Genomic DNA, 24,169 nt, shown 5'->3' on the forward strand with positions numbered 1-24,169 from the left:
ATATCGTTCAAACCTTCGCGCTGAGTTCCTTGATTTCGTGGTTCAGGATGCGATCATTGTCCGAATAATCAACCGGACAGTCGATCAGATGGACGCCGTCGGTGCCAAGGCAATGATCAATCGTTTCCTGCAGATTCTTGGCGCTGCTGATCCGGTAGCCATTGGCCCCGTAGCTTTCCGCATATTTGACGAAATCCGGATTGCCATAAGTCAGTCCCCAGTCATCAAAGCCCATATTGGCCTGTTTCCACCGGATCATGCCGTAGCTGCTGTCGTTGAGAACCAGCACGGTGATGTTGAGTTTTAACCGGACAGCGGTTTCCATCTCCTGGCTGTTCATCATGAAGCCGCCATCGCCGCAGATCGCCATGACCTTGCGGTCGGGATAGACCATCGCCGAGGCCATGGCAGAGGGCAGGCCGGCACCCATGGTCGCCAGCGCGTTGTCGAGCAGCACCGTATTGGCCTGACGCGCCTTGTAATTGCGGGCAAACCAGATTTTATAAACGCCGTTGTCGAGGCAGATGATGCCATCGGCGGGCATCGCCTCGCGGACGACCTTGACCAGATGCGGTGGATAGATCGGGCAGCGCAGATCATCGTCCATCGAGTCCGTATGTTCTTCCTCGGCGCGACGTGCGTTGTACATGGCGTCGAAATTCCAGCTGCCGGACGGAACAATATCTTCCTTCATTTGCCAGATGGCGTTGCCGATATCGCCGATTACCTCGATCTGCGGGAAATAGACCGGATCAACCTCGGCGCTGTTCATCGACACGTGGATCACTTCGGTGCTGCCGGGGGCCATGAAGAAAGGCGGTTTTTCGATCACGTCATGGCCGACGTTGATGATCAGGTCTGCGGCCTCGATCGCGCGATGGACGAAGTCATTCGCCGATAGTGCCGCGCAACCCATGAATTCCTTGTTGGTTTCATCGACCACGCCCTTGCCGAGCTGGGTGGTGACGAACGGAATACCGGTCTTCTCGATAAACTGCGTCAGCATGCGGCCGGTGGTGGTCCGGTTGGCGCCGCCACCGACAACAATGATCGGTGATTTGGCATTTTCAATCTTCTTGGTCGCGGCCCGAACCGCCTTTGCCTCGGCCACCGGCCGGCGGGTCAGGCTGGGCGCGATCGGGGTGGAATCGGTTTCCTCGTCGGCAATATCCTCGGGGAACTCGATATGGGTGGCGCCGGGCTTTTCCTCCTCGGCCAGCCGGATCGCTTCGCGGACGCGGCTCGGAATATTGTCGGCCGAAGCCAGCTGGTGGGTGAATTTGGTGATCGGCCCCATCATGTCGACGACGTCGAGAATCTGGAAGCGGCCCTGTTTGGATTTCTTGATCGGCTTCTGGCCGGTGACCATCAGGATCGGCATGCCACCGAGCTGGGCATAAGCCGCGGCGGTGACCAGATTGGTCGCGCCGGGGCCGAGCGTTGCCATGCAGACGCCGGTCTTGCCGGTGTGGCGGCCGTAGGTCGCTGCCATGAAGCCGGCGCCCTGTTCGTGCCGGGTAAGAATGAGCTTGATTTTCTTGGAGCGCGACAGGCTGTCGAGCATGTCGAGATTTTCTTCACCGGGAACGCCGAACAGATACTCAACGCCTTCATTCTCGAGACATTCTACGAACAGATCGGATGCTTTGGTCATGTGGGTCCTTCCCTGGTCGTGACGACCAGCTTGAGTGCGAGTAATGGCAACGACCCCAATGACCCCCAATCCCCCTCAGAAATGAGACTCACTCTACCCCTATCTAATTGGATGGTAAGTCAAAAACCCCGGGGAGTCACCCCCTCAATATCCCCGGTCGAAGTCGGCGACGGCGATCATCTCTTCGCCGCCGCGATAGCGTTTGAGATTTTCGACAAAGCGGGCGGCGGCGCGCTGGAACATCCGCGTTTGCGCGACCCCGGACAGATGCATGCTGATGAGACAGTTGGGCGCGTCCCACAAGGGATGGTCGGCGGGTAGCGGTTCCGGATCGGCGACATCGAGCGCGGCTCCGCCGATCGCCTTGTCGTTGAGGGCCTTGACCAGTGCCTCCTGATCGACCAGCGACCCGCGCGCGACATTGACCAGCCAGGCGGAAGATTTCATCGCGGCAAATTCGTCCGCGCCGAACATATGCCGGGTGTCGCGGGTCGCCGGGGCGGACACAAACACCCAGTCGAACTCGCCGAGCCGGTCGCGCCAGTCATCGAGCCCGATGACATGGGAGTCGCCGGTCGCGGTGCGGCGGACGGCGGTCACGTCGACGTCAAAGCCGGAGAGCTTTTTCGCGATCTGCTGGCCGATCCCGCCATAGCCGATGATCAGCGCCTTGCTGCCGTCAATTTCCACCGTGCCCGGGGCGGTTTCGAGCCAGTTGTGCTGGCGCTGGTTGTCAAATATCACATCGCTGCGCTTGGCGGCAGAGAGCATCAGCATGATGGCAAATTCTGCGATCGGCGCGCTGTTCAGCCCGGCTCCGTTGGTCAGGATCGTGCCCTGGGACTTGAGCTGCTCGAGCGGGAAATGTTCAACCCCGGCATAGATGCTGTTGAGCCATTTGAGATTGGTCGCGGCGGAGATGATTGCGGCCATCTTGTCTTTGTCATACATGTCAAACCAGCCGATTTCGGCATGCGGCGCAACTTCCATGGCTTCTTCGGTGCTGGTGAACCAGGTGACGTCGAGGTCGCCGCAATGCGGTTCGATCATCGGCCGGACAAGGGAAGCCATGGCGGCTTTGGGTTTGGCAGTCATAATATATCGCCTCCTAAAATCTGTTTGTGCAAGGGGGGAATCTGACGTTCCCTCCTGTCCCTGCGTGAATGGTCCCGATTGCGCGCAGGCATCCGGGGAAAAGTCTAAACCGTTAATGCCCAGTCCCAGCGCAATGGGTCGCCGTCCATAAGCTCCACGCCTTTTGCGGTCAGCTCGTCGCGGATTGTGTCTGCGGCGGCAAAATCTTTCGCCGCTTTCGCTTGCTGGCGCTGGTCGAGCTTTGCCTCGATATCGCGTTCGTCCAGTTCCGCCGCGGTCGGCCGCACCCGCAATTGATCGCGCGTCAGGCCGGTCAGTTCCAGCCCCAGGACCGATTCCATTTCGGTCAGCAGCGCGAGCCTTTGCCCGGCCGGCAGTTTCTTCAGCGAGAGCAGTTCTTCGAGCAGCGGCAGGCCTTTTGAACTGTTCAGATCCTCGCTCAGCGCAGCGTCAAATTTGTCGCGCAACTGCACCAGTGCGGGATGGTCTATCGCCGCCGTCTGTCCGTCTGCCTTGTCGCGCAGCCGTTCAACGCCCATGATGATACGCTTCAGCCGGGTCAGCGCCGCCGCCAGATTTTCCCAGCTGAACTCCAACTCGCTGCGATAATGAGCCTGCAGACACATCAGGCGATAGGCGAGGGGATGATAGCCCTTGTCGACCAGCAGTTGCACCCGCAAGAATTCGCCCGACGACTTGGACATTTTTCCGGTCCGGTCGATCAGGAAATTATTGTGCATCCAGATTTTCGCGCCGCTGTGGTCGGAACAACTATGCGCCTGGTTCTGGGCAATCTCGTTGGGATGGTGAATCTCGCGATGATCGATGCCGCCAGTGTGAATATCGAACGGCAGGCCAAGCAGCGCTTCCGACATCACCGAACATTCCAGATGCCAGCCCGGTGCGCCCTTGCCCCAGGGACTGTCCCATTCCATCTGCCGTGTCTCTCCCGGCGGTGTCTTGCGCCAGATAGCGAAATCGGCGGCGTTGCGTTTGCCCTCTACCGTGTCGATCCGTCCTTCACCGTCTTCGGTCGATGCGCGGGCGAGCGTGCCATAATTTGCCACGGTCGACACATCGAAATAGAGGCCGCTTTCCAGTTCGTAGCAATGTTTGTCAGCGATGCCCTTGGCATATTCGATCATCGCCGGAACATAGTCGGTGGCGATCGACCAGTGGGTTGGCTGCCGGATATTGAGTGCCTTGATATCCTGCCAGTAAGCCTCGGTATAATGTTTCGCGATATCCCAGATCGACTGGGCTTTTTCCGCCGCCATCTTCTCCAGCTTGTCTTCGCCCTCATCCGCATCGTCGGTCAGATGGCCGACATCGGTGATATTTATGACATGGGTGAGCCTGTAGCCCTTCCAGCTCAAAGTGCGGCCAAGTAGATCGGCGAACACATAGGCGCGCATATTCCCGATATGGGGATAATTATAGACCGTTGGTCCGCAGGTGTAGACCCGCGCCTCGCCCGGGTGGACGGGCACGAACTCTTCCATCTGGCGAGTCAGGCTGTTGAACAGTTTCAGCGGGTGCGCGGCAGTGTCATTCATCAGCCATCGCCTAATGGCTTTCCGCGCAAAAGGTCAACCGATCAATTGCGTGGTGGCATCATTCCGCCGGTTCGCGCGCGTCCTCATCTTCCTCAACCAGGCATGTCCCACTGGTATCGGCTTCGCACTCGGAGCCGCCAACCCAAAGATCTTCATTGCCTGCACCTGTGACCGGCTCGTCAATCAACGGATCTTCTGCCATATCGTCGTTTTTCTTGATCTCGATAAGATTGTTCGCAAACGGATCTGCTGCGTATTTCTCCGGAGTCACTTCTTCTTCAATGATATCCTGCACCGGTTCATTGGTTTGCGGCGTGTCCGGCGTCGGAGTAGGAGTGGGCGTTGGAGTTGGCGTTGGAGTAGGCGCGCAACTGGCAGGATTGGCTATCAGACAACCGTTGATCGTGGACAGTTGGTCGAAGCCACCGCCGGTAATCGTTGTGGCGGGAATGACCGCGACACCGATGGCGTTATCGATGGTGCCATTGATAACGATCGGGGTCGAACCACTTGGGCCGGTATTGATCGTGAAGCCACCAGACCCGACCGCGAAGCCCCGCCGAGCGTCAAAATCCGTGCCGCTTCCCGTATTCTGGACATAGAACTGACTGGCCAGCAAAGTGACGTCGATCAGATCGGCGAAGATGAAACCCTCATCCCGTACAATGCCGTCATTCTCGGCAAGGCGGGCATCGATTTCGGCGGTGCTCATGCCCTGAATATCGTCAAAGGCCTGGTCCGTCACCGCGTATATGTTGCGGGCGGTGAAAGCGAGATTGCCGGACAAGCTGCCGTCATTTGTTATTCCGATAGAGCCCGTTTCGGCGTTGATGAAAATATCCTCGCCAGCAACCAAATTCAGGGTTGTCTGGAAATCGCCTTGCACCGATAGCCTGCCGTCCACCCTGATCGACTGGTCGGCGGAAATATTGAAATTTGCATCTCTGCCAAAATTGCCGTCGAAAGATGCCGATGGCTGCAGATTCTCGATCGTCAGGTCAAATCCGCCAATTCCGGTCTCGACGGCATAAATGCTGAGGTCTCCGCCGGAATGAATGCGAGAGAATTCGTCATTATCCAACGTGAATTTCCCACTCGAACCGGTACCATCACCGCCGAGTGACATCTGGCTGGAACCATTGGTGAATATCTGGATGTCAGCGGTCAGATCATTCTGTCCCAGGCTGCCTGCCGATCCGATATCCATATCGGCGCTAACCGTCAGAATGTTGGTGCCAACAGTAGCTGCCTGTATGTCGATCAGATTTCCGGCTGTTATCTGCAGGTCATTCGCCGCGCTCACCGAATTGATGATCGATACGGTGTCGACCGCGCTGATGACGACGTCACCGCCCGATGATGCAACCGATAGAGGGAAATCGGGATCCAGCGGCGAATTGTCAGAGACGTCAAACTTGTCATCTATGCTGGCCGAGCCGCCGGCAGATATAATGATATCCCCTGTTGCTTGTGCGCTTTGCACCAGCAGATCGCCAGCAGATAACAGACCGATATCGCCATTGGTGGCTTCAGCCTGAACGACCATGTCCTGTTGCGAAACGAGGGACACGGCTTCGCCGGACGCGACAATGATAGTGGTGAGATCGATATTGTTGGTCACGTTGACCAACCCGGCAGAGGCGGTCAGAAATGCCTCGTTGCCGGATATGTCAGCGATTTCAATGCCGTTGTCGGCTCTGATATTTACCGTTCCCTGACCAGTCTTGTCCGCGCTGACCGAACCGACCGCAAAGCTCCCGCCTTGCAGGGTCGCGTTGACATTGGTCGCGCTGGCGATGGCATTGGCAGTCAGATCGCTGTTGCTGTTCATGCTGATCGATACATTGGCACCGCCGTTGATCGTATCGAAGCTGGCGTCGCGATTGGCATCGATAATGACGGCCCCGCCGGCGTCTATCGTGCCGCCGGTCAGCAGTCCGAAATTGCTGTCAATTGTGACGGTGCCGGTACCATCGATCGAGCCGAAATCGATGGTTCCATTGCTGGTGATGTCGACATCCACCCCGCTTGCATTCATGAATGCAATATCGGTACCGTTCATTACGATATTGCCGCCCGTCGCACTGGTGAAGTCGATTGCGCCACCAGTCAGTTCGACCGATGAGGAACCGGCAATGGTATCCAGGGTGATGGCGCCCGAACCGGCGTTCAGAAGCACGGAACCGCCGTCGGTATCGGAGATGGCTATTTCGCTTCCGGATACGAACAGCGCTTCGCTGCTGACAGCATTATCGAGACTGATCAGGCCAGCGGCATCCATTGTCAGCGATATCGCTGCCGTTGCGGAATTTCCGGTTATATCGCCGCCTGCAGTCAGGCTGATATTCTGGCCACTGGCATTGGTAAATCCGAAATCACCAGCAGCGTCGCCAGAAATATTGCCGGTCGAGGTCAGGGATCCGCCATTGATGTTGCCACCCGCGTCGAGTGCCATGTCATCACTGCTTGTCGCGTTGTCGAAGATGATATTGCCGCCGGCGTCGACGGTGAACGTGCCGCCCTGCGCTTCGAGATCGCCAAATCCGACATTGCCGGTGGCATCGAGATCGATACCGCCACCGACGGTGATGGTACCGGTTCCGTCGATATCGCCGGCGGTCGCATTGAGCGCCAGATCACCGCCGATGGTGCCGTTGTTCAGCGTCACGCTTGTACCGGTGATACTGGTGTTGCCGCCGCTGATCGCATTGACCAGCGATGGCGTGCCACCTGCGACAATGGTGATGTCGTCGCTGGCGTTCAGGGCGCCGGTGGCGGTCATATCGCCGCCGCTGGTCAGCAATATATTCGAGCCGGTGGCGGTTTCGGAAGCAAAGACAATGGATCCGGCCTGACCGGCATTGGCGGTGTCGAACGACAGCGCGAACAGGTCGATGCCCGCGCCGCTGGTCGTCGCACCGGCCAGCGTGATCGCGCCGTCTGCCAGAACGATAAAATCATCGCCGGCCGAAACATTGGCCAGAGCAACGTCACCCAGTGACCGGATCGATACATCCTCGCCGGCGCTGAGCGCACCTGTGACGATATTGCCGCCCGCCAGCAGACCGATGGAGGCCGCTGTCGGAGTGCCGGTTGCCGTTGCCGCCGAACCGATCGCAATGTCCTGTGTCGCCGATATCAGAATGTCGCCGCTATTGGTGGTCAGCGCGCCAACGTCGACATTGTCGGCGAACAGATTGATACTGGCTCCCGCACCCGTCACCGTTATATCGCCGCCGGTGCTGTTCACGCCGATCGTCCCGGTGGAAGCGGTCAAGGTGACGCCATTGGGCGAACTGATGCTGTCGAACAGGATATTCGCGGCGCTGTTGAAGCTGATATTGGCGGCACTTGCATTGCCGATCGCAATATTGCCGCCGTCCAGATTGAGCGCATTGACGGCGTTCAGATTACCGCCGTTGATGCTGCCGCCGGCGGTCATGCTGATGGCATCGCTGCTGGTTGCACCAGCGAAGTCGATGTCATTGCCGGCGTCGACGGTGAACGTGCCGCCCTGCGCTTCGAGATCGCCAAATCCGACATTGCCGGTGGCATCGAGATCGATGCCGCCAGCGACGGTGACCGTGCCGGTTCCGTCGATATTGCCGGCGGTCGCATCGAGGGTCAGATCTCCGCCGATGCTGCCGTTGTTCAGGGTGACCGACTGGCCGGTGATGGTCGTGTTATTGCCGCTGATGACGCTGGCAATCGCGGGGGTGCCGCCTGAGGTCACGGTAATGTCTGTTGCTGCGTCAAGAATGCCGGCCACCAGATCGGTACCGGTCACAATGGCGATGGATCCGAGCGAAGTGACATTTCCGAGCGTGCCCGAACCATTGGTCGCGGTGAGACGCAGAGCGGTCGTATTGCCATTGGTTGCGGATGCAATATCGAAGCTGTCGCTGGCGTTTACGACGATGCTCAGGCCGGCATCCAGCGCGCCGGTCGTCACATCCCCTGCGGTGGCATCGATGGTCAGATTATCGCCTGCGGTCACATCGCCCAAGGCAATATCCGTGCCGTTGATATCGACAAATGCCCCTGCGTCGATGGTGCCGCCGGAAATTGTCGTGCCGATGATATCCACCAGACGGTCCGCCATCACCGAACCAAAGGTGGCGGTTCCGCCGGCGTTCATAGTGATGTCGCTCGCGCCGCCGCCGGTGGCGGTCAAATCGCCGGTCGAGATATTGCCGTCGACCGCGCGCACCAGAATGGATGTGCCGTCGATATTGCCGATGGTGATGTTGCCGCCGGTTGCCTGTGTCTGAACCGACGTGCCGGACAGATTGGCGCTCGATATATTGCCGTTCGCGGCGGTCAGGAACATCTGGCCATCGGATGTCACGTCGCCAGTGGTGATATCATCTGCTTCGATGCGTACCAGCAGGGTTCCGGTAACCGATCCGAAGTCGGCCGTAACCGCATCGACATCAACGATCTCATTGGCGAACATTGTGCCGACGGATGCGGTTCCTCCGGCATCGAGATTGATGCTCTGGTTGGCGCCCGTGTTGATAGCGGAAAGCGATGTACCGCTGATATCTCCGCCCGCGGTCAGGCTGATGCCTTGCGCTGTTATATCGGTAAAGGCGATCGAACCGTTATCGGCCACAGCGGTAAAACCGTTGGTCGCGCTTGCCGTACCCAGGCTCACGTTGCCGGCTTGTGATTCCAGACTTATTGAACTGCCGCCGATGATCGCGCCGATATCCAGATCACCGCTCGTCGCTGTGACATTCCCGATCTGGGCCGCGTTGAGCGTGGTCACGTCTACCGCGCCAGCCGTGATGTCGACCAGAAAATTGCCATCCAGCAAGTCGGCGGTCAGATTGCCGCCGGCGGTCAGGTCGAGCGTGTCGGTTGCGGTGGCTGTGCCCAGAGTGATGTCGCCGCTGGCGGTCATCGCCAGCGTATTGGGTGCGCCCCCGGTGACGCCGAGCGTCCGGATCGTATTGCCGGTGATATTTGCGGCGCTGATATTGGTTCGGAAGGCTTCTGCCGTATCGAAGTCAAAATCCGCTCCGGCGTTAACCGTGAGAACGGCACCGCCGCTCACCGCACCAACGGAGATCGCGCCGCTGGCGTCCAGACTGGTGCCGCCGCTGGCACCGCCGGTCAGATTGCCGATAATGATGTCGCCGCCCACCGCTTCGAAATCGGTGATGGAATTGGCAAGGGCATCGCCGCCGGTAATATTCCCGTTTGTTGCCAATATGGTGATGCCGCTGGTCACCGACACCGTCGCGTCGAGATCGATAAAGCTGACATTTTCTCCCTGCAGGACGATGCTGCTGGCACCGCTGGTGGTGCCGAGGAATATATCGCCCGGCCCGCTTTGCGCGGCAAACAGTTCGATGGCGCGATCGGGAACCGTAATCTGGCCAAAGCTGATGTCATTGCCGGCTTCCACGCGGAAGCGTTGCGCGGTGCCCTGGCTATAGCTATCGACCGTGATGCTGCCGGGGACGGTATAGAGATTTTCCGATCCGCCGCCGACCAGCGCAACGGTGGTCAACTGCCCGCCGGTCGCGATAGATGCAGCCGTAATGTCAGCCCCTACCGTGATGCCGATGTCATTGATGCTGTTCAGCGAAGCGGAGCCGAGAAGGCTGCCGTTCACTGCGCTGACCATGATGCTTGCGCTGCCGACCGAGGCGTCGCGCAGGTCGACGTCGCCTTCGGTGCTTTCCACGAGGAACTGGTTCGATGCATCAAGGACGGTGGCAATGCCGTCGGTACCCATGATGATGTCGCGGCGGGTGGTGACCAGAATGTCGGTGGCCGACACGGTGCCGGCCTCGATGATGCCCTGGACCACGTCATTGTTGCTGGCCTGTCCAATATAAACCAGATTGTCGGCAGCCAACGTGCCGAGACAGACATTGCCTTCGACACAAAGGCTGCTGAGCAGGCCATTGTCGTCCGATTGTCCGATCGCGGTGATCAGGGCGTTGGAAGGTGCATCAATGATATCGGCGGAAATAGAACTGGCGGTAATCGAGCCGCCCAGACCGTCGATCGCGTTAGCCGACATGACCACGGCGAAATCATTGGCATCCAGATCACCGGCGGCGACAATGGATGCAATCGGTGTAAAGGTCGTGCTGATCAGGGGCGTTAGCGCTCCGGCCTGGAGGATCAGGTTGTTGGTGTCGGGGAACGGATTGGCGGTGTTTGGCGATGTGGCGGCATTATTGCCCGCTACCAGGCTTGCACCGGTCTGGATGATGATATCGTCGCCGGTCTGCACGGTCAGACCATTGTCCGAAACCGTATTGCTGCCGCTCTGGAACAATGCATTGCCGCCAGCGTTTACCGTGATGAAACCGGCAGATGTGACATCGCCGTCTATCGTGGCATTATAGCTTGGATCGAAGGTCGCGCTTGGCGTGCCTGCGGGATCATGCCCGGCCTGGATGAGCATCTGCGGCCCGAGGACGAAGGTTCCTGCGCCAAGGGTCACGGTCGCCACGGTTCCGGTGACAGCCGCATTGGTGACATTGGCATTCCACATAGCCGATATATCGACCAGTCCGACTCCGGCAATATCGGCAACCGTGGCATTCTGACCCGTGCGAACCGAGGCGCTGCCCGCGGCATTGATCCGCGAGCCGGTGGTGCTGATGAAATCGCCCTGCGCCGTGGCCGCGAAATTGCCGGACACATCGATGCTGTTGACCGGCGTTCCGTTATTGCTGTGATCGACGAAGATATTCTGGCCACTGATCAGCGTGGCATTGCCGCCAACGGTCATCTGCGCATCGCCGTCCAGGCTATATTCGATATTGCCGGCCACGTTGACGTCCAGATCGCCGAAAATCGATACAGCTCCGCTATCGCCGGTTATGAAAAAGCCGCCGGGCAGGGCCGAACCCGAGCCGATCCCGGTTCCGATCGCCGTATCGAAAGCAGTGGCTGTCAGGCTACCGAAGCTGATCAGTCCCGCAGGATCGGTCGAACTGTCGGTAATCTCGATGCGGCCACCCGCGCCGAAGCGGCCGAGGATGCCGTCGCCACCCGTGCCGCTGGAATCTATGGTTACGTCGGCGAATGCGACTATTCCGGGACTGCCTTCCTGAATCTCGACAATCCCGGTACCACCGGTTCCGATGCCGCCATAACCAGGGGTCCCGTCGGTCCCGAATGCGCCATAAAAGCCGCCGTCTCCGGCGTCTCCCCCGATGCCGGCTGTTGTTATATTGAGATTATTCCCTGAAATCGTGCCGCCTTGTGCGAGCAGTCGACCGGTGCCACCCGTTCCGTCGCCACCATCGCCGCCGTCGCCGGCGACACTGTCATAAGAGTTGCCTCCGTATCCGCCAGCTCCGCCGGTGCCGGTGCTGCTCATGGTAAAATCGGAAGAGGTCAAATTTATCGTTCCGCCCGTCCGCGCGATCAGTTCGACCATGCCGCCCGTCGCGTCGCCGCCCGCTCCGCCATCGCCGCCGTCCATGCCGCCGCCGAACTGATAGAAGCCGTCTCTGCCGCTGCCGCCGGTTGCATTGGCTTCCAGGATGAGAAATCCGAGGTCGATATTTCCGCCGGCCCCGGTAACTTCCAGACGAGCCGTACCGCCGGTCGCGGCGCCGCCTGAGCCGCTGTTACCCGTGATATTATTGGTCGCATCGAGCAGTCCGGCGCCGCCGTCCCCGCCTCTCGCATTGGCGATGATGGTGGGATCATCCGGATCGGCGGTTGCATCATTGATATTGATCGCCGCGACCCCGCCAAAGGCAGCGCCGCCGTTCCCGCCATCCAGCCCGTCGCCGCCATCACCCCCGAAACCGCTGGCATCGACGATGTAGACCGGGCTGTTGAGGTCATCCTGGTTGATATTGATGATCGCATTGCCACCAGTTCCGGTGCCGCCATCGCCGGCGATATTATCCGCTTCACCGGTTGAAAAGCCAAAGACGTCCCCGCCAAATCCGCCCGCCCCGACCGATGTGACCGAAAGCTGGCTAAAGCCGAGCGTCCCGGCATTATTGTTGAATGTGGCAGTGCCACCAGTCGCATTGCCACCATTTCCGCCTGTCCCGGCCTGAATGGTATCGCTGCCCGCGCTGCTGCTGCCGCCACCATTTCCGCCATCAGCGCTGGTCGAAATAACAATATCGTTGGCGTTGATTGTCGCGCTGCCATCAAGGTTGAAGGTAGCGGTGCCTCCGATTCCGTCGCCGCCATTACCGCCATCTGTGCCAAAGCCAAAGCCACCTGCACCATTTGCGGCATAGGGGGCGAGGTTCTGGTTATTGCCATCCGCTGACACCGTGAGTGTGCTGGTGATGGTCAAGTTTCCCGACTGGCCATTGAAAACCGCGTTGCCGCCAATCCCGCGTCCGCCAGCTCCACCGGCGGTACCATTATAGGTATCGCCATAGGAACCATTGCCGCCGAATCCGTTGGCCGAGATCGTCAGGTTGGTGACGGTCGCGTCGCCACCGTTGAGATTGAAGGTGACGTCGCCGCCCTGACCGTCGCCGCCATCACCGGCAGAAATGCCACCTGCCATAGGCGCGTCAATCACGGTAAGGTCCGTAGGCATAGCCAGTGCAGAGGTTTCGGGTATCGATGAAATGCCCGGAGCTTGTTGCGGTGGTTCGGTTCCGCCTTGGCCGCCTGCGCCATCAGCGCTGACTTCGATGTCATTTGCGATAAATGTTCCGCCGAGAAGATCGAAGATTATTTCGCCGCCAAAACCGCTGCCTCCGCCGCCTTCAAAAATCGGCGTGATCTCCACGCCCCCGGCGATCGAACCATCAGCGTCGAGATACATGTCCGCGGCGCTGATGCGGCTGCTGGAAGGCGAGCTGCCCTCCAGCAATAATCTGATGGATCCACCTTGAGCGCTTGTCGTCTCTACAGTTGTAGAATCTTTGACTCCACCCCGTGCGCTGGCGGTTGCATCAAGGTCTCCAGTAAAAACGATGGCCCCGTCATTGGCATGAATCAGGATATCTCCGCCCTGTGCATTGATGCCATAGGTACTCTCGGTGTTGGCATAGGCATAGAGGTTCGCAGTGTTGCCGGAAATCACGCCGCCATTTTGTGCAACCAGATCTATATTACCGGCGGTCGCAAGCGCGCTCCTTTCGCCAATGGAAAAGAGGTCTATGCTGGCATCGATATATAAATCTCCGAAATCGAACTGGCCATTGTCAGCAAGTACCGATACCGATCCGGCGGTCAGGGTTTCCCCAGGTCCGCCGTTGGAGGCATAGGTATAAACGTCGACACCATTGGACACGACCAGCCCTGATTCCCCACCGGTATTTATAACACTGATGGTCACTGCGTCGGCGGCTGGATCGTTCAGGACATTTCCGTTTGTCGATGTATCGATGACAATTCTGTCTGTAATCGACACTTCGGTACCACTGTTGCTGAGCGCGAGATTGACCGATGCGCGGGTGACATCTCCCACAAAGCTGTTGCCGCTAGCATCATATGAGCTTCCACCACTCGCATAGGCGGCAATATTCACACTTCCGAAATTATGGCTTCCGTCTGAAACAGCGAAATTGACCGAGCCTGCCACAGCGGCATTATTCTGGGCGGTCGCGTCGTCACTACCGCTGGTTCCCAAGGCATAAGTCGTGATTCCGAGATTGCCGTTCACGGTCAACTCGCCGCCGGTCAGGATCAGGTCGACATCACCGGCGGTGCTGTTGCTGCCCAACAGCCCGACACCGCTACCACCGATCTTTCCGTCCCCGGTGTTCCGAACATTGGCTTCGAAAGAGACATCGCTTCCGAACGCCGCGATGCCGCTGTCCATGTTGAAGACGATATTGCCAGCCTGGCCGAAGCCATTCTGAATTTCGCCTTTCCCGCCCTGGGCGCCGGTCAGGAATCTTGTGTTGCCGCCGACATCCAACACGCCGCCGTCGGTGATATTGATGGCGATGTCGCCGCCAATAGCGTCCTGTCCGATCCCGGTGCCGCCATTGTCCCTGACGATAAAGAAATCATCGGCGCCGGTTGCGCTGCTGTCGGCGGTCAGGTTGCCGCTCACCCGGAGACCGGTATCGATTTCAGTTCCGAAGCCGGTACGATTTATATTCAGATTTATGTTACCGCCGGTAGCGTCGGTTCTGGCGGTCAAATTCACATCGCCGTTGACCAATATCTGGCCACCGCCCGATATGTCGAGATTGATCTCGTTACCCGCGGTCAGATTCAGGTCTTGCGTTCCGACGGTATTGCTGATCAGCACCCGGTCGGCTGCTGACTGCGAAGAAATTGAGATGTCGTTTGATGCAAATGTTTCGAGCGTGGAGCCGAATGTGGTCGTAGACGTACCGCCGATCGCGATATTGGCAGCAGCGGTCGACGTTACATTTTCCTCGATCGCATTGACCGGTGCGTCCGGCGATCCGGATGCCGTAACATTTCCGCCCGCACTAAGGATGATTTTTCCGCCATCGATGGTTGCGGAGGAAGCCGCAAGATAACCGACGGCGCCTCCGACCAGCATGGTCAGCGCATCATTCTTCGGAACGGCGACCATATATATGGCCTGCGCATCGGCATCGATTACACCGCTCTGGCCGACAATCGGGCTTGATGCCGGACCGGTGGTTGTACCGGTATGAACCACGCCATTGGCATCGGACGTGCCCACACCGATCGAGATATCAAACAGCCCGTTGTTGATCGTCAATTCGGCTTGTTCTGCTGCGACATAGGCAACCGAGCCGTCTGCCGTTACAGTTCCGCCCTGGACGATACGTGGCGCAACCATGGCGACATAGCTGCTGCCGTTATTCAGCGCGTTTATCTGCGCGCCAGCGTTGATCTGGATGCTCGACTGACTATCGGCAACACCGGCAAAGCGCATTTCTCCGCTGGAACCGTAAAGGCCACCGGTCGTGTCGATATCATTGGTCGTCAGCACCAGGCTGCCGACGTCGAACCGGCTCGTGGCACCGGCGATGATTCCGCCCGGGCTGTAGAACCAGATATTTCCACCGGGCGCGGTTGCGGCAGTGTCGACAAAGCTTTCAACAATACCGTTGAACTGCACCGGCCTGCCGTCTGCGGTCGCCACCGGCAAAATGCGGTTCAGAACCGTATAATCGAGGCCATTGGAGACAAAGCGGAGGGTTCTGCCGGCGGGCAAGATGTCGATCGGGTTGTTGACCAGCCCATCGCTGCCGAAAGTAGGCGCGTCGGTGTCCAACGGCGTCCAGTTGATCACCGCTTCGCTCTGGGTGATCTCGAGCTGATCCAGATTGGTTTGACGGGCGCCCAGAAATAGCACGCCGCCCGTAGGCGAACTGGCACTGGCCTGAAACGCCTGGCCGCTGACAGGCGTGAAGGCCTGCGCTTCGTTCAGTCCGGGAACCGGCGCGCTTATGCTGACAGGATCGAAATTGGCCGGGGCAGGGGAAGAAATTCGGATATCGGTGTCAGCCGGGGGCACGATCGGTGCCGAAATGCGGATATTGGTGTCGGGCAGGGGCGTGACCGGTGCACTGATCCGGATATTATTGACAGAAACAGGCGACAGCGGGGCTGAAATGCGGATATTCGCGTCAGGCAACGGTGTGATCGGAGCGCTGATTTTGACATCATTGACCGGTAGCGGCGACAGCGGGGCCGAAATCCTGACGTCACGGGGACTGAAATTCGGGGCCTGCAAGGCCGACTGGGCTTGCGCAGGTTGCGGAGCGGATGCCAGCAGAAACGCCGCCGCTGCCATCGAACTGCCCGACAGCCAGCGCATTTTGCCCACGGCGCGAACGTCGGTTCGGCTGCTGTTGCTCTGTGATCGCTTGCTCATGATCCTGTCCTCGTTTGCATTGCGGCTGGTCTAATGTTGAAAATCGGTGTCATCTGCGCTTCCAGGGGGCAAGCTGGACGGTCAGCGTCAGCAATGCCCGCGCGTCCTGTCGGCGGGTTGCGAACGGCGCCCGTTTCAGCGGCACGACACCGGTCAGATCCAGGCTGGCCTGCTGGCCGATCGTCATGCGCAGCCCGCCACCGGCGGAATAGAGTTTCTGGGGATCGCCCGGCACATTCTTGTTCCAGACGCTCATCAAGTCGAAAAACATGTAAGGCTGGAGCGCGATGCTCTCCGGTGTCTCGGGGATCAGCGATCCATAGCTGACTTCCGTCTGTAGGCCATAGCCGCTGTCGCCAATGATCGTTCCGGGATCATAGCCGCGACCGGTAGTGTAATTGCCGCCGGAGATTTCTTCATAGGAGAAGAGCGCGTCGGGCGAATATTGTAGGCGGGGCTTCAACGTCAGGGCCAGTAACGGCGTTGGCCGGAAGTCGATCTTGGCCTGTCCCCTGATGACAAATGCCGTCGGATCGCCATCCGCGCGGGTCGGCAACACGGTCTGGCCGATGCAATTGACAAAAGCCGGGCCGCAGCCCTCGCTGGCACCCAATATGTCCAGCCCCTGCCGGATTTCCAGCGAACCGCCGATGCCCCATCTGGGTTCGTAGGCGGAATAGCCGCCGCGGCCGGAAATACTGTCTGGATCGATCTGGTTGAAGTCGAGCCGGGCGAAGGCGACGCTCAGCCGGTCTTCGTTGGTGCGGACGCCCAGAAGGTCGGTGCGCTGGTCAATATAGTCGAGACCGATTGTGCCGAATATATTGCGTGATTGCTTGCGGACGAAGGGAAAGCTTGCATAGGCGCTGGCCACCAGAGTCTGCGATTCAACATCCAGACCACCAGCCAGCTCGGGCTTGGTCCAGGCATAAGTGAAATTGCCACCGAATTTCAGGCCTTCGCCTCCGACAGTGAATTCGTGCCCGAGTTGCAGAACCTGCTGCTCCTTGAAGTCCGCTGTCGAATAGCCGCTAATCACGGTTTCGTCGCCCAGACCGGTCAACCCGTTGAACCGCACCCGCGCCAGCCCGCCGAACCGGCCGACCGCCTTGGAGCCGAAGTTCTGGATATTGATATCGGCATAGACCGGTGTACGGATCACGTTGAACTCGCCGACAACCTCGCCTGGCTGCCCGCCGGATTCTGCCGAGACCGGCCGCAGCGACAGGCGCACGTCCAGTCCCGGTATGTCACGGGCGAGGAGCAGATAGCGGTCCGCTGTGTCGATGTTGAAGACTGGCTGGGCGGCCAGTTTCTCGATATATTTCTGGAGAAGAGCTTCGGACGGACCGGCATTGCCGCGCACCTGCACCGCGGTCATCCGGGCCATCAGCACATCGAAGCGGACACTGCCGTCATCAATTGTCTGGGGCGGGACCTGTACGGCCGCCAGATAGCCGTTGCTACGCAGGATGGTCGCAGCCCGGTCGCGGATGTCGCAGACCACCGAAACCGGTACATCCTGACCGATATAGCCGGCGTAGGACTCGCTTAGCGAAACGGGATCGACCGAGATCAGACCGGTGAAATCAACCGCTTTCAGCGTGAACCGGACGTCGGCAAATTCCGGTCCGGCCAGCGGGCAGGCGGATCGTTCCACTGCACCATCCAGACCCAGCGGCTGGGCCTGGCCCTTCAGCGCTTCGTCGACGGCTCCCCGCTGGATTTCCTCTCGTGTCGGTGCCGCGACAGATGACTGCCCCCAGGCCGGCATACCGGACATGAAAATGGAAAGCGCTGCCGTCAGGGCAGTTGTGTTAAGCGTAGTGCGCGAGCGCGTCATATATATCCCCGTTTTTTGGCAATCCCGGTGTGACCCCTGGAACCACCAGAGCGGCTCTGCCGTCCGGCGGTCGGCCGGATCGGCAGAATTCACCCAGAGCCTAGCCCTGTTCAGCCGGTTCCTCGTTATTTGCATTGAGCGTCTCGACCAGCAGATCCAGTTGGCCGGTGCAGCCTTTCTCGATCAGCACAGCGGCCGTGTCGTCAAGATCAGCCGGCTCCGTCTCCAGAACCACGAAATCCACCTCGACCGATTGTGGTACGTTCGAACCGAGCAGACGATAGCTCGCACCGTTGGTCACCGGCAGAACATCCTTCGGCCAGGCCTTCAGCGGATTGCCTTTACGCCAGGCGATCTCGGTCACGTTGCCGGTCGTCGGTTCGACGATCGAGGCGGTTGCCGAGCCGGTATAGTCCGGCCGCCAGACCACCAGACCGTTCGGATTGGTAACACAGAATTTCCCGCCCTTGGTCACGTCGAGAAACCAGAGATTGGGATTGTTCGGCGTGACCACCGCAGCGCTGCTGTCGCCGCGAACCGCTCCGGTTCTGGCCCGGCGGCTGCCGCGATTGTTGATGAAGCTGGACAGCCGGGTCGAGGCGCTTGATGTCGAGCCGCTTCCCTTGGCCAGCGAATAGGTGCCGGGACCGGACAGGACGCGCGTTCCCGACTGGGTCAAAATCGTGACCTTGTCCTGGGCCTTCAGCGTGATTTTCGCGTTATTGCCCATTTTCTTGCCCGCCGGATAGGCGCTGGCGGAAGGTCCGGTCGAGCGCACAATCATATTTTGGGCCAGTGCGACGCTACCGGCGCCGAACAGCAGAACCGTACCGAGAGCCGCTTTCGCAAAGCCGGGAAGAATTCGTCCGGTCGATGCCAGAACATTTTTATCCAAGTGCATAGCTTTCTCCATTCTTGGTCTTTTTCAGTCGTTTGAGCAGATTAGCGAGGCCGAGATCCTCACCATATCGCTTGATCATGGCACCCAGTGCCTGGATCGAGTCATTATCACCCTTCGCGTGGGCCGCTATGACAGCGGTCACTGTGGCGCGGTCTTTTTCTTCCCATTCCGGCACCGGCTCGAACACGTCTACCGGCGTCGAACGGCCGCGCAATGTGATCCGTCCCATCGGGCGGAACCAGTCGAGACCGGTCCGTTCCATCGCTTCCTGACTCACCAATATCTTGGTATCGAGCGCCTTGTTGGCTGCCTCCAGGCGGGCTGCCGTATTCATCGCATCGCCCAGCGCAGTATATTGAATGCGGCCCTCGCCGCCGAAATTCCCGACAATCGCATCGCCATAATGCATGCCGACCCGCGTCCGGCCGATCGGCGGTACGCCTTCGGGGACATTTTTGCGAAATTCCTCGCCGGCCTGGTAGAGCGCATAGGCCGCCTTGGCCGCTCGTTCGCCGTCGTCGGGATAGGAGATAGGAGCGCCCCAGAAGGTGACCAGCGCATCGCCGACGAACTTGTCGATCGTGCCGCCATATTCCAGCGCCACCTCGCTCAGCCGGTCGAGATAGTCGTTGAGCAGATAGGCGACCATTTCCGGTTCGATCGCGTGGGTCAATTTGGTAAAACCTTCGAGATCGGTGAAAACCGCGAATATCTTTCGCTTTTCGCCATGCAGGGCGAGCTTCTCCGGGTCCTTCAGGATTTCCGTGGCGATTGATTTGGGCAGATATTTGCCGAGCGCGCTCTGCGCAAAGGCGCGCTGCTTGGAATTGATGGTACGGGCGGCGGATCCAACCGATGCATAGCCCAGCAACCAGCCGAAACCCCAGCCAAAAGCCGGTAGCGTGAGCGTATCGACACCCATATTCTGCAGCAGGAAAGGGAAGGTCAGGAAGAACACGAACTGGCACATGAGAATGAAGGCCACTTTCAGGGCATCGCCCACGATGAGCGCGGACAGGCCGCCGCAAATGGCCACGATCAGCGCGCCCAGCCACAGCGACCACGCCGGAATGGGAGCGGGCAGATCATCGCTGATCAACTGTGCCAGCATATGGGCGTGGACTTCCAGCCCGATCATCTTGCCGTCATCGCCCTGCACATCGGCCAATCCGCCGACCGGGGTTTCAAAACGGTCGCGATCGATAAAGTCGCCACCGATCAGCACATGTTTGCCGGCTATGAACGATCCCAGCATCTCGGAGATGGCCGGATCGGCGAAGCTTTCGATCGGAAATTTGTCGAATACCGGCATGTCGGTCGATGTCGGCACATGATAGCGGATGGCCCCGTCATTAGCGGCGAATTTGGGGTTCGGCCCGGTCAGGGCAATGGCCATGAACGGCGGCGCGCCGGGCCGGTGCGGCGTCCACCGGCGCTGCACCCCGTCGCTGTCGGTTTCCAGCTTGATATCGGTAGGCTTCACATTCTCGGTGCGCACCTCGTCGAAAAACTGCTGCAGGAATTCATGCTCGGCGAAGGTGATTTCCGGATTTTCCTTCGGGTCGGCATAGGCAAGGAAAGTCGGCGTCTTCATCTCCTTGAATGTGGAGATCAGAAGCGCGTCATCATCCTGCGGCATTGTGAACAGAATATCGATGCCGATCGACTTCGGGTTGGCCGCATCGATGGTCTCGAGCGCTTGCGCCAATATGGTCCGGTCGACCGGGGACCGCTGACCGGTCAATTTCAGCGTGTCTTCATTATACACGACCATGACGATATTCTCGTCCTTGTCGACCTCCGGCGCGAAAACCGATGCGCGCAGGTCATATAACGCCCGTTCGGCTTCTTGGATCAGCGGTGTTGTCCAGCTGTAACGGGCGACCAGCAGTGCCAGAACCATGAACAATATCGTCGAAGCCAGCCGGATCGGACCGAGCTGGTCGAAGAGCCGGCGCAGGGATTGCAGGACGCCCCTGGCGCCTTCCTTGACATCGCGATTATTGGCAACCGGGTCCGTTGGGGCGGTTTCGGTTGCCACTATTTGAGCGCCGTTCTCGCGGGGGCTGGTGATATTTCAAGGCTGACAGATGCATTGTCCTCCCCGGGCAGGAATAGCCGGGCGCCATCGCCGATCAGCGCAAAACCGGCCCAATAGAAAGGATGGGATGTGACGGGATCATCCATCAGTTCCGTCTGGGACAGTCGCAGGGCTTCGGTGATCGAGCGGCCGCGGCCATCGCTGAACAGGCCGTTTATCAGCCGTTCCGTTGCCCGGAAATCATCCGGGGCAGGCCAGTGGCTGGCGAGAACGGAACGGCCGCCGGCGCCGATGAAGGAGCGTACCAGACCGTCGAGAGCTGTACCGCCACCGCTGCTGATACCGGCTTCCCGGGTTGCCGCGATACTGGCTTTCCCGGCCGTGTCACAAGCCGAAAGAATGATCACATCGGCGTCCAGTTTCAGATCGAAAATTTCGTCAAACGCAAGCAGACCATCCGATTCCCCTTCACCAAAGGACGTAAGCAGCGCAGGTTTGGCCGGGCAGGACGGGCTGGGCGGGGTGACCAGGCCATGGGTGGCAAAATGCAGGATACGATAGTCACTGATATTCTCGTTCGACAGGATGGCATTGTCGGTGAACGCCGCACCGGTCAGCAGCGCGGAGCTATCTGTGCCGATGAGGGTCCGGGCCATTTTCAGCTCGCGATCGGAAATCGGGCTGTTCCACTGGCCGAGGGGCCACTGGCACTGGGCACTGCCATTCGGCGCCGCGCCGCGGACGCTGGCTACCTTGGTATTGGCCAGCACCGGTTCGTTCCGGCCCATGCCGAGATATTGACGCCCGGCATCGGATTGCGGTGCCTTGCGCGCATCGGCAAAGGCCCGCGCGGATACGGCGGTGCTGATATCAAGTCCCTTGCCGAGCCATTTGACCCCGGCAAAATCAAAGGGGTCGCCATCAATCGTTTCGGTTCTGGCAAGATAGGTCGCGACCGACGCATCGTCGGCGACCAGCAGATTGATCGGCAGCCGAAGCATCGCGCCATCGGGTTCGAAAATCAGATGCGTCTTCCCGGCAAGCCGGTCTGCGACCGGTCCGAACAGATCGACAAACAGGCTGCGCGCTGTTTCGATGTCGAACGGATAGGTCACATATTGGCCATTTTCCAGCACCGAGATGGAATCGCGGATCGTGTCGACCTTTGCGCCAAGCGCGGCCTCGTCGAGCGCCACCGGGTAGATTTCGGCCGCCGACTGATCGGCGTAGAACATGAATATATCGCCACCGATTATCGACATGCGCATATAGGCCTCGGACGGCTGCATGGTAGCGCGCAGATCATCGAGACTGAGAAAACGGTCGGATATCGCCCGATATTGCGGAAATTCCGAAAGCCGGACCTGTGTCAGTTGCTGGTTGCGTTCCAGCGCCTCGATTTCGTCCGCGAGCGTCGCGCGTTGTGCGCGGATCTGCGCTGTCTGTTCGACCCGGCCCAGCGCCGAGAAGCGAATGCGCAGTTTTTCGATGCTGCGGGTCAGATTGGTGGATTGGCGGAACAGCCGCGCCGCTTCATCGGTGCCGCCGCTGAGCTCGCGCGACAGGACCGCCTGGGTTTCGGCGACACCGGGGCGAACCAGTATCTGCGAGGCTTTGAAAAACTGATCGGTTGCTGCCCCGTCTTTGGCCAGGAGCGCGAAATAGGGGGCAAGCTGGTTCGACATGCCGGTAATCGCTCTCTGCTTGCCGAGCGAGCTGTCGACCACTTCCTCATATAAAGTGCGGGCTTCCGATTCACTGCCATTGCGCAACAGGAAGGCCGCAAGACGCGCCTTGGCGGCATTGACTGCCCGCGTTTCCGGATATTGGACGCTGAGCAGATCGAGGCCGTCGCGCAAATAGTCCCGCGCCTGACCGATGTTACCGTCGGCTTCCGCAATCAGCGACAATTCTGCCAGTGTCTGGGCCCTCAGGCGGGTGATCGATGTCACCCGTCCGTCGCGCACGGCAATGGCGCGGTTATAGGCCGAGATGAAGGATGTCCGGGCGGCGTCGGATTCGCCGTTCAAACGCTGTGCCGTGCCTAGCAGCTGCAAGGCCTGAGCATCGATAATCTCGGCGCGCTCCTGCGGGCTCAGTCTGGTTTCGTCAACAAAACCGAGCAGGCTGCGGGTCTGCGCGCTGCCGTTGATGCGGGAGGAAACCGGAACGGTTATCTCGAGCCGTTCGGCCAATGCAGCCTGTTCCGCCCTGGTGGTTTCGAGCGGGGTATTGATTCGCGTGATCGCTGCGTCGAAGCGACCCTGGTTGAGCAGGTCAATGGTTTCGAAATTGCGTTGAAGACGCTCGGTTATCGGGTCGCTGTCGCCGATTGCGTCGGCTTGCTCGAACAGATTTTTTGCTTCTCCAAATTCCCCCAGATTGGATTTTTGCAACGCCCGGTTGATCAGATATTCGCGGGGATTGATATCTTCCCCTTCCATGCCGGAAGTGCGCTGCTGCAGCGTTTCGAAAAAGGCCGCGGCCTCCGCATAGTCGCCGCTGAGATTTCTACGATAGCCTTCCGAGAGCGCCTGAAAGGGTTTGAGCGTTGCAGCCTGGACACGGGCAAAGGCAAAGGGGTCCTCGATCGATGTCGACGCGACGTCGATTTTGCCCTCGACGATGGAGTCGTTCAATATCGACTTGAGCGCGAGCAAGGTGGCACTGTCATAGGCCGCCAGTCCCTCCGCGACATAGGTCGTACCATCTTGTTCGCCGAGCATTAGCGAATAGGCGACCGGTTCTGCGGCCAGACGGCATTCCCTGTGGCGAAAACCGTCGACCACTGCCTGTGACCGGTTGTCGAGGCAGGTCACCGGTTCGCTGCGATGGGGCGCGATCCGGGCCAGTAAATCCTGTTCGGTCGATCGGGACGAATAGACAAAGCCGACCGGTCTTGCCGAATCGCGGCAGACCACAGCCCAGCTGCGGTCGAACATATCCGCTTTCGCTTTGCTTTCGATACTGCGATCCTGCACCTGGCAAAGGATGCCTTCGCTGCTTCCGATCGGAAAACTGTCGCGCATGGACACCGGAGTGCCTTGCGCAAGCGCGAGCGCTGGACTTGCGAGCAAGCCCATCGTCGATATTATTGTGCCGATCCTCGTCCGGTGCACGATATTCTCCCACAATTTTGTGTATTGCAAAGCCCCCTCAGACTTTGACAATATAAATCGCGACCCAGAATATTGTTATAACTACACTAGTTAGCTTCAAAATCCGAGTCTTGGATTGGAGAATATCGACATCGTGGCGAAATTAAGTGACCATCGTCACAAAGCAGGGTTA

At 59.2% G+C, this 24,169-nt stretch carries 8 protein-coding genes; all 8 read right to left on the bottom strand.

The features are described from left to right. Nucleotides 1-7: 7 nt before the first annotated feature. The 8 genes from ACHZCJ_RS16680 to ACHZCJ_RS16715 all read right to left on the bottom strand — a co-directional run bounded on the left by ACHZCJ_RS16680 (nucleotide 8) and on the right by ACHZCJ_RS16715 (nucleotide 24,027). Nucleotides 8-1,654: an acetolactate synthase large subunit gene (locus ACHZCJ_RS16680; RefSeq protein ID WP_159643984.1), complete on the bottom strand. Its 1,647-nt coding sequence runs from the start codon at nucleotides 1,652-1,654 to the stop codon at nucleotides 8-10. A 144-nt stretch (nucleotides 1,655-1,798) separates the two neighbouring features. Beyond that, the gene (locus ACHZCJ_RS16685; protein ID WP_321327706.1) at nucleotides 1,799-2,749 is read right to left on the bottom strand and encodes a D-2-hydroxyacid dehydrogenase; all 951 of its coding nucleotides are present in this window, start codon (nucleotides 2,747-2,749) and stop codon (nucleotides 1,799-1,801) included. 104 nt (nucleotides 2,750-2,853) lie between these two features. Then, nucleotides 2,854-4,305, bottom strand: a complete 1,452-nt coding sequence (cysS, locus tag ACHZCJ_RS16690; protein WP_321327707.1) for a cysteine--tRNA ligase — start codon at nucleotides 4,303-4,305, stop codon at nucleotides 2,854-2,856. 58 nt (nucleotides 4,306-4,363) lie between these two features. Continuing rightward, entirely contained in the window at nucleotides 4,364-16,093 is an 11,730-nt protein-coding gene (locus ACHZCJ_RS16695) for a hypothetical protein (protein WP_321327708.1), read from the bottom strand. A 49-nt stretch (nucleotides 16,094-16,142) separates the two neighbouring features. Further along, on the bottom strand, nucleotides 16,143-17,936 hold the full coding sequence (locus ACHZCJ_RS16700) for a ShlB/FhaC/HecB family hemolysin secretion/activation protein (protein WP_321327709.1): 1,794 nt from the start codon (nucleotides 17,934-17,936) through the stop codon (nucleotides 16,143-16,145). 100 nt (nucleotides 17,937-18,036) lie between these two features. Beyond that, nucleotides 18,037-18,837 (bottom strand): hypothetical protein, encoded by an 801-nt coding sequence (locus ACHZCJ_RS16705; RefSeq protein WP_321327711.1) that lies wholly within the window; start codon nucleotides 18,835-18,837, stop codon nucleotides 18,037-18,039. Then, nucleotides 18,824-20,878 (bottom strand): adenylate/guanylate cyclase domain-containing protein, encoded by a 2,055-nt coding sequence (locus ACHZCJ_RS16710; RefSeq protein ID WP_321327712.1) that lies wholly within the window; start codon nucleotides 20,876-20,878, stop codon nucleotides 18,824-18,826. Before ACHZCJ_RS16710 ends, ACHZCJ_RS16705 begins: the two co-directional genes overlap by 14 nt. Further along, nucleotides 20,878-24,027, bottom strand: coding sequence for a CHAT domain-containing protein (locus tag ACHZCJ_RS16715; protein WP_394700163.1), 3,150 nt, complete (start codon nucleotides 24,025-24,027; stop codon nucleotides 20,878-20,880). Before ACHZCJ_RS16715 ends, ACHZCJ_RS16710 begins: the two co-directional genes overlap by 1 nt. Nucleotides 24,028-24,169: the final 142 nt, after the last annotated feature.

Origin of the sequence: uncultured Parasphingorhabdus sp. (assembly GCF_963677535.2) — a bacterium.
Lineage (GTDB): Bacteria > Pseudomonadota > Alphaproteobacteria > Sphingomonadales > Sphingomonadaceae > Parasphingorhabdus.

Bases quoted from the DNA above. Each gene is read 5' to 3' on its own strand.
- ACHZCJ_RS16680 (WP_159643984.1), bottom strand. From the start codon at position 1,654: ATGACCAAAGCATCCGATCTGTTCGTAGAATGTCTCGAGAATGAAGGC.
- ACHZCJ_RS16685 (WP_321327706.1), bottom strand. From the start codon at position 2,749: ATGACTGCCAAACCCAAAGCCGCCATGGCTTCCCTTGTCCGGCCGATG.
- cysS (WP_321327707.1), bottom strand. From the start codon at position 4,305: ATGAATGACACTGCCGCGCACCCGCTGAAACTGTTCAACAGCCTGACT.
- ACHZCJ_RS16695 (WP_321327708.1), bottom strand. From the start codon at position 16,093: ATGAGCAAGCGATCACAGAGCAACAGCAGCCGAACCGACGTTCGCGCC.
- ACHZCJ_RS16700 (WP_321327709.1), bottom strand. From the start codon at position 17,936: ATGACGCGCTCGCGCACTACGCTTAACACAACTGCCCTGACGGCAGCG.
- ACHZCJ_RS16705 (WP_321327711.1), bottom strand. From the start codon at position 18,837: ATGCACTTGGATAAAAATGTTCTGGCATCGACCGGACGAATTCTTCCC.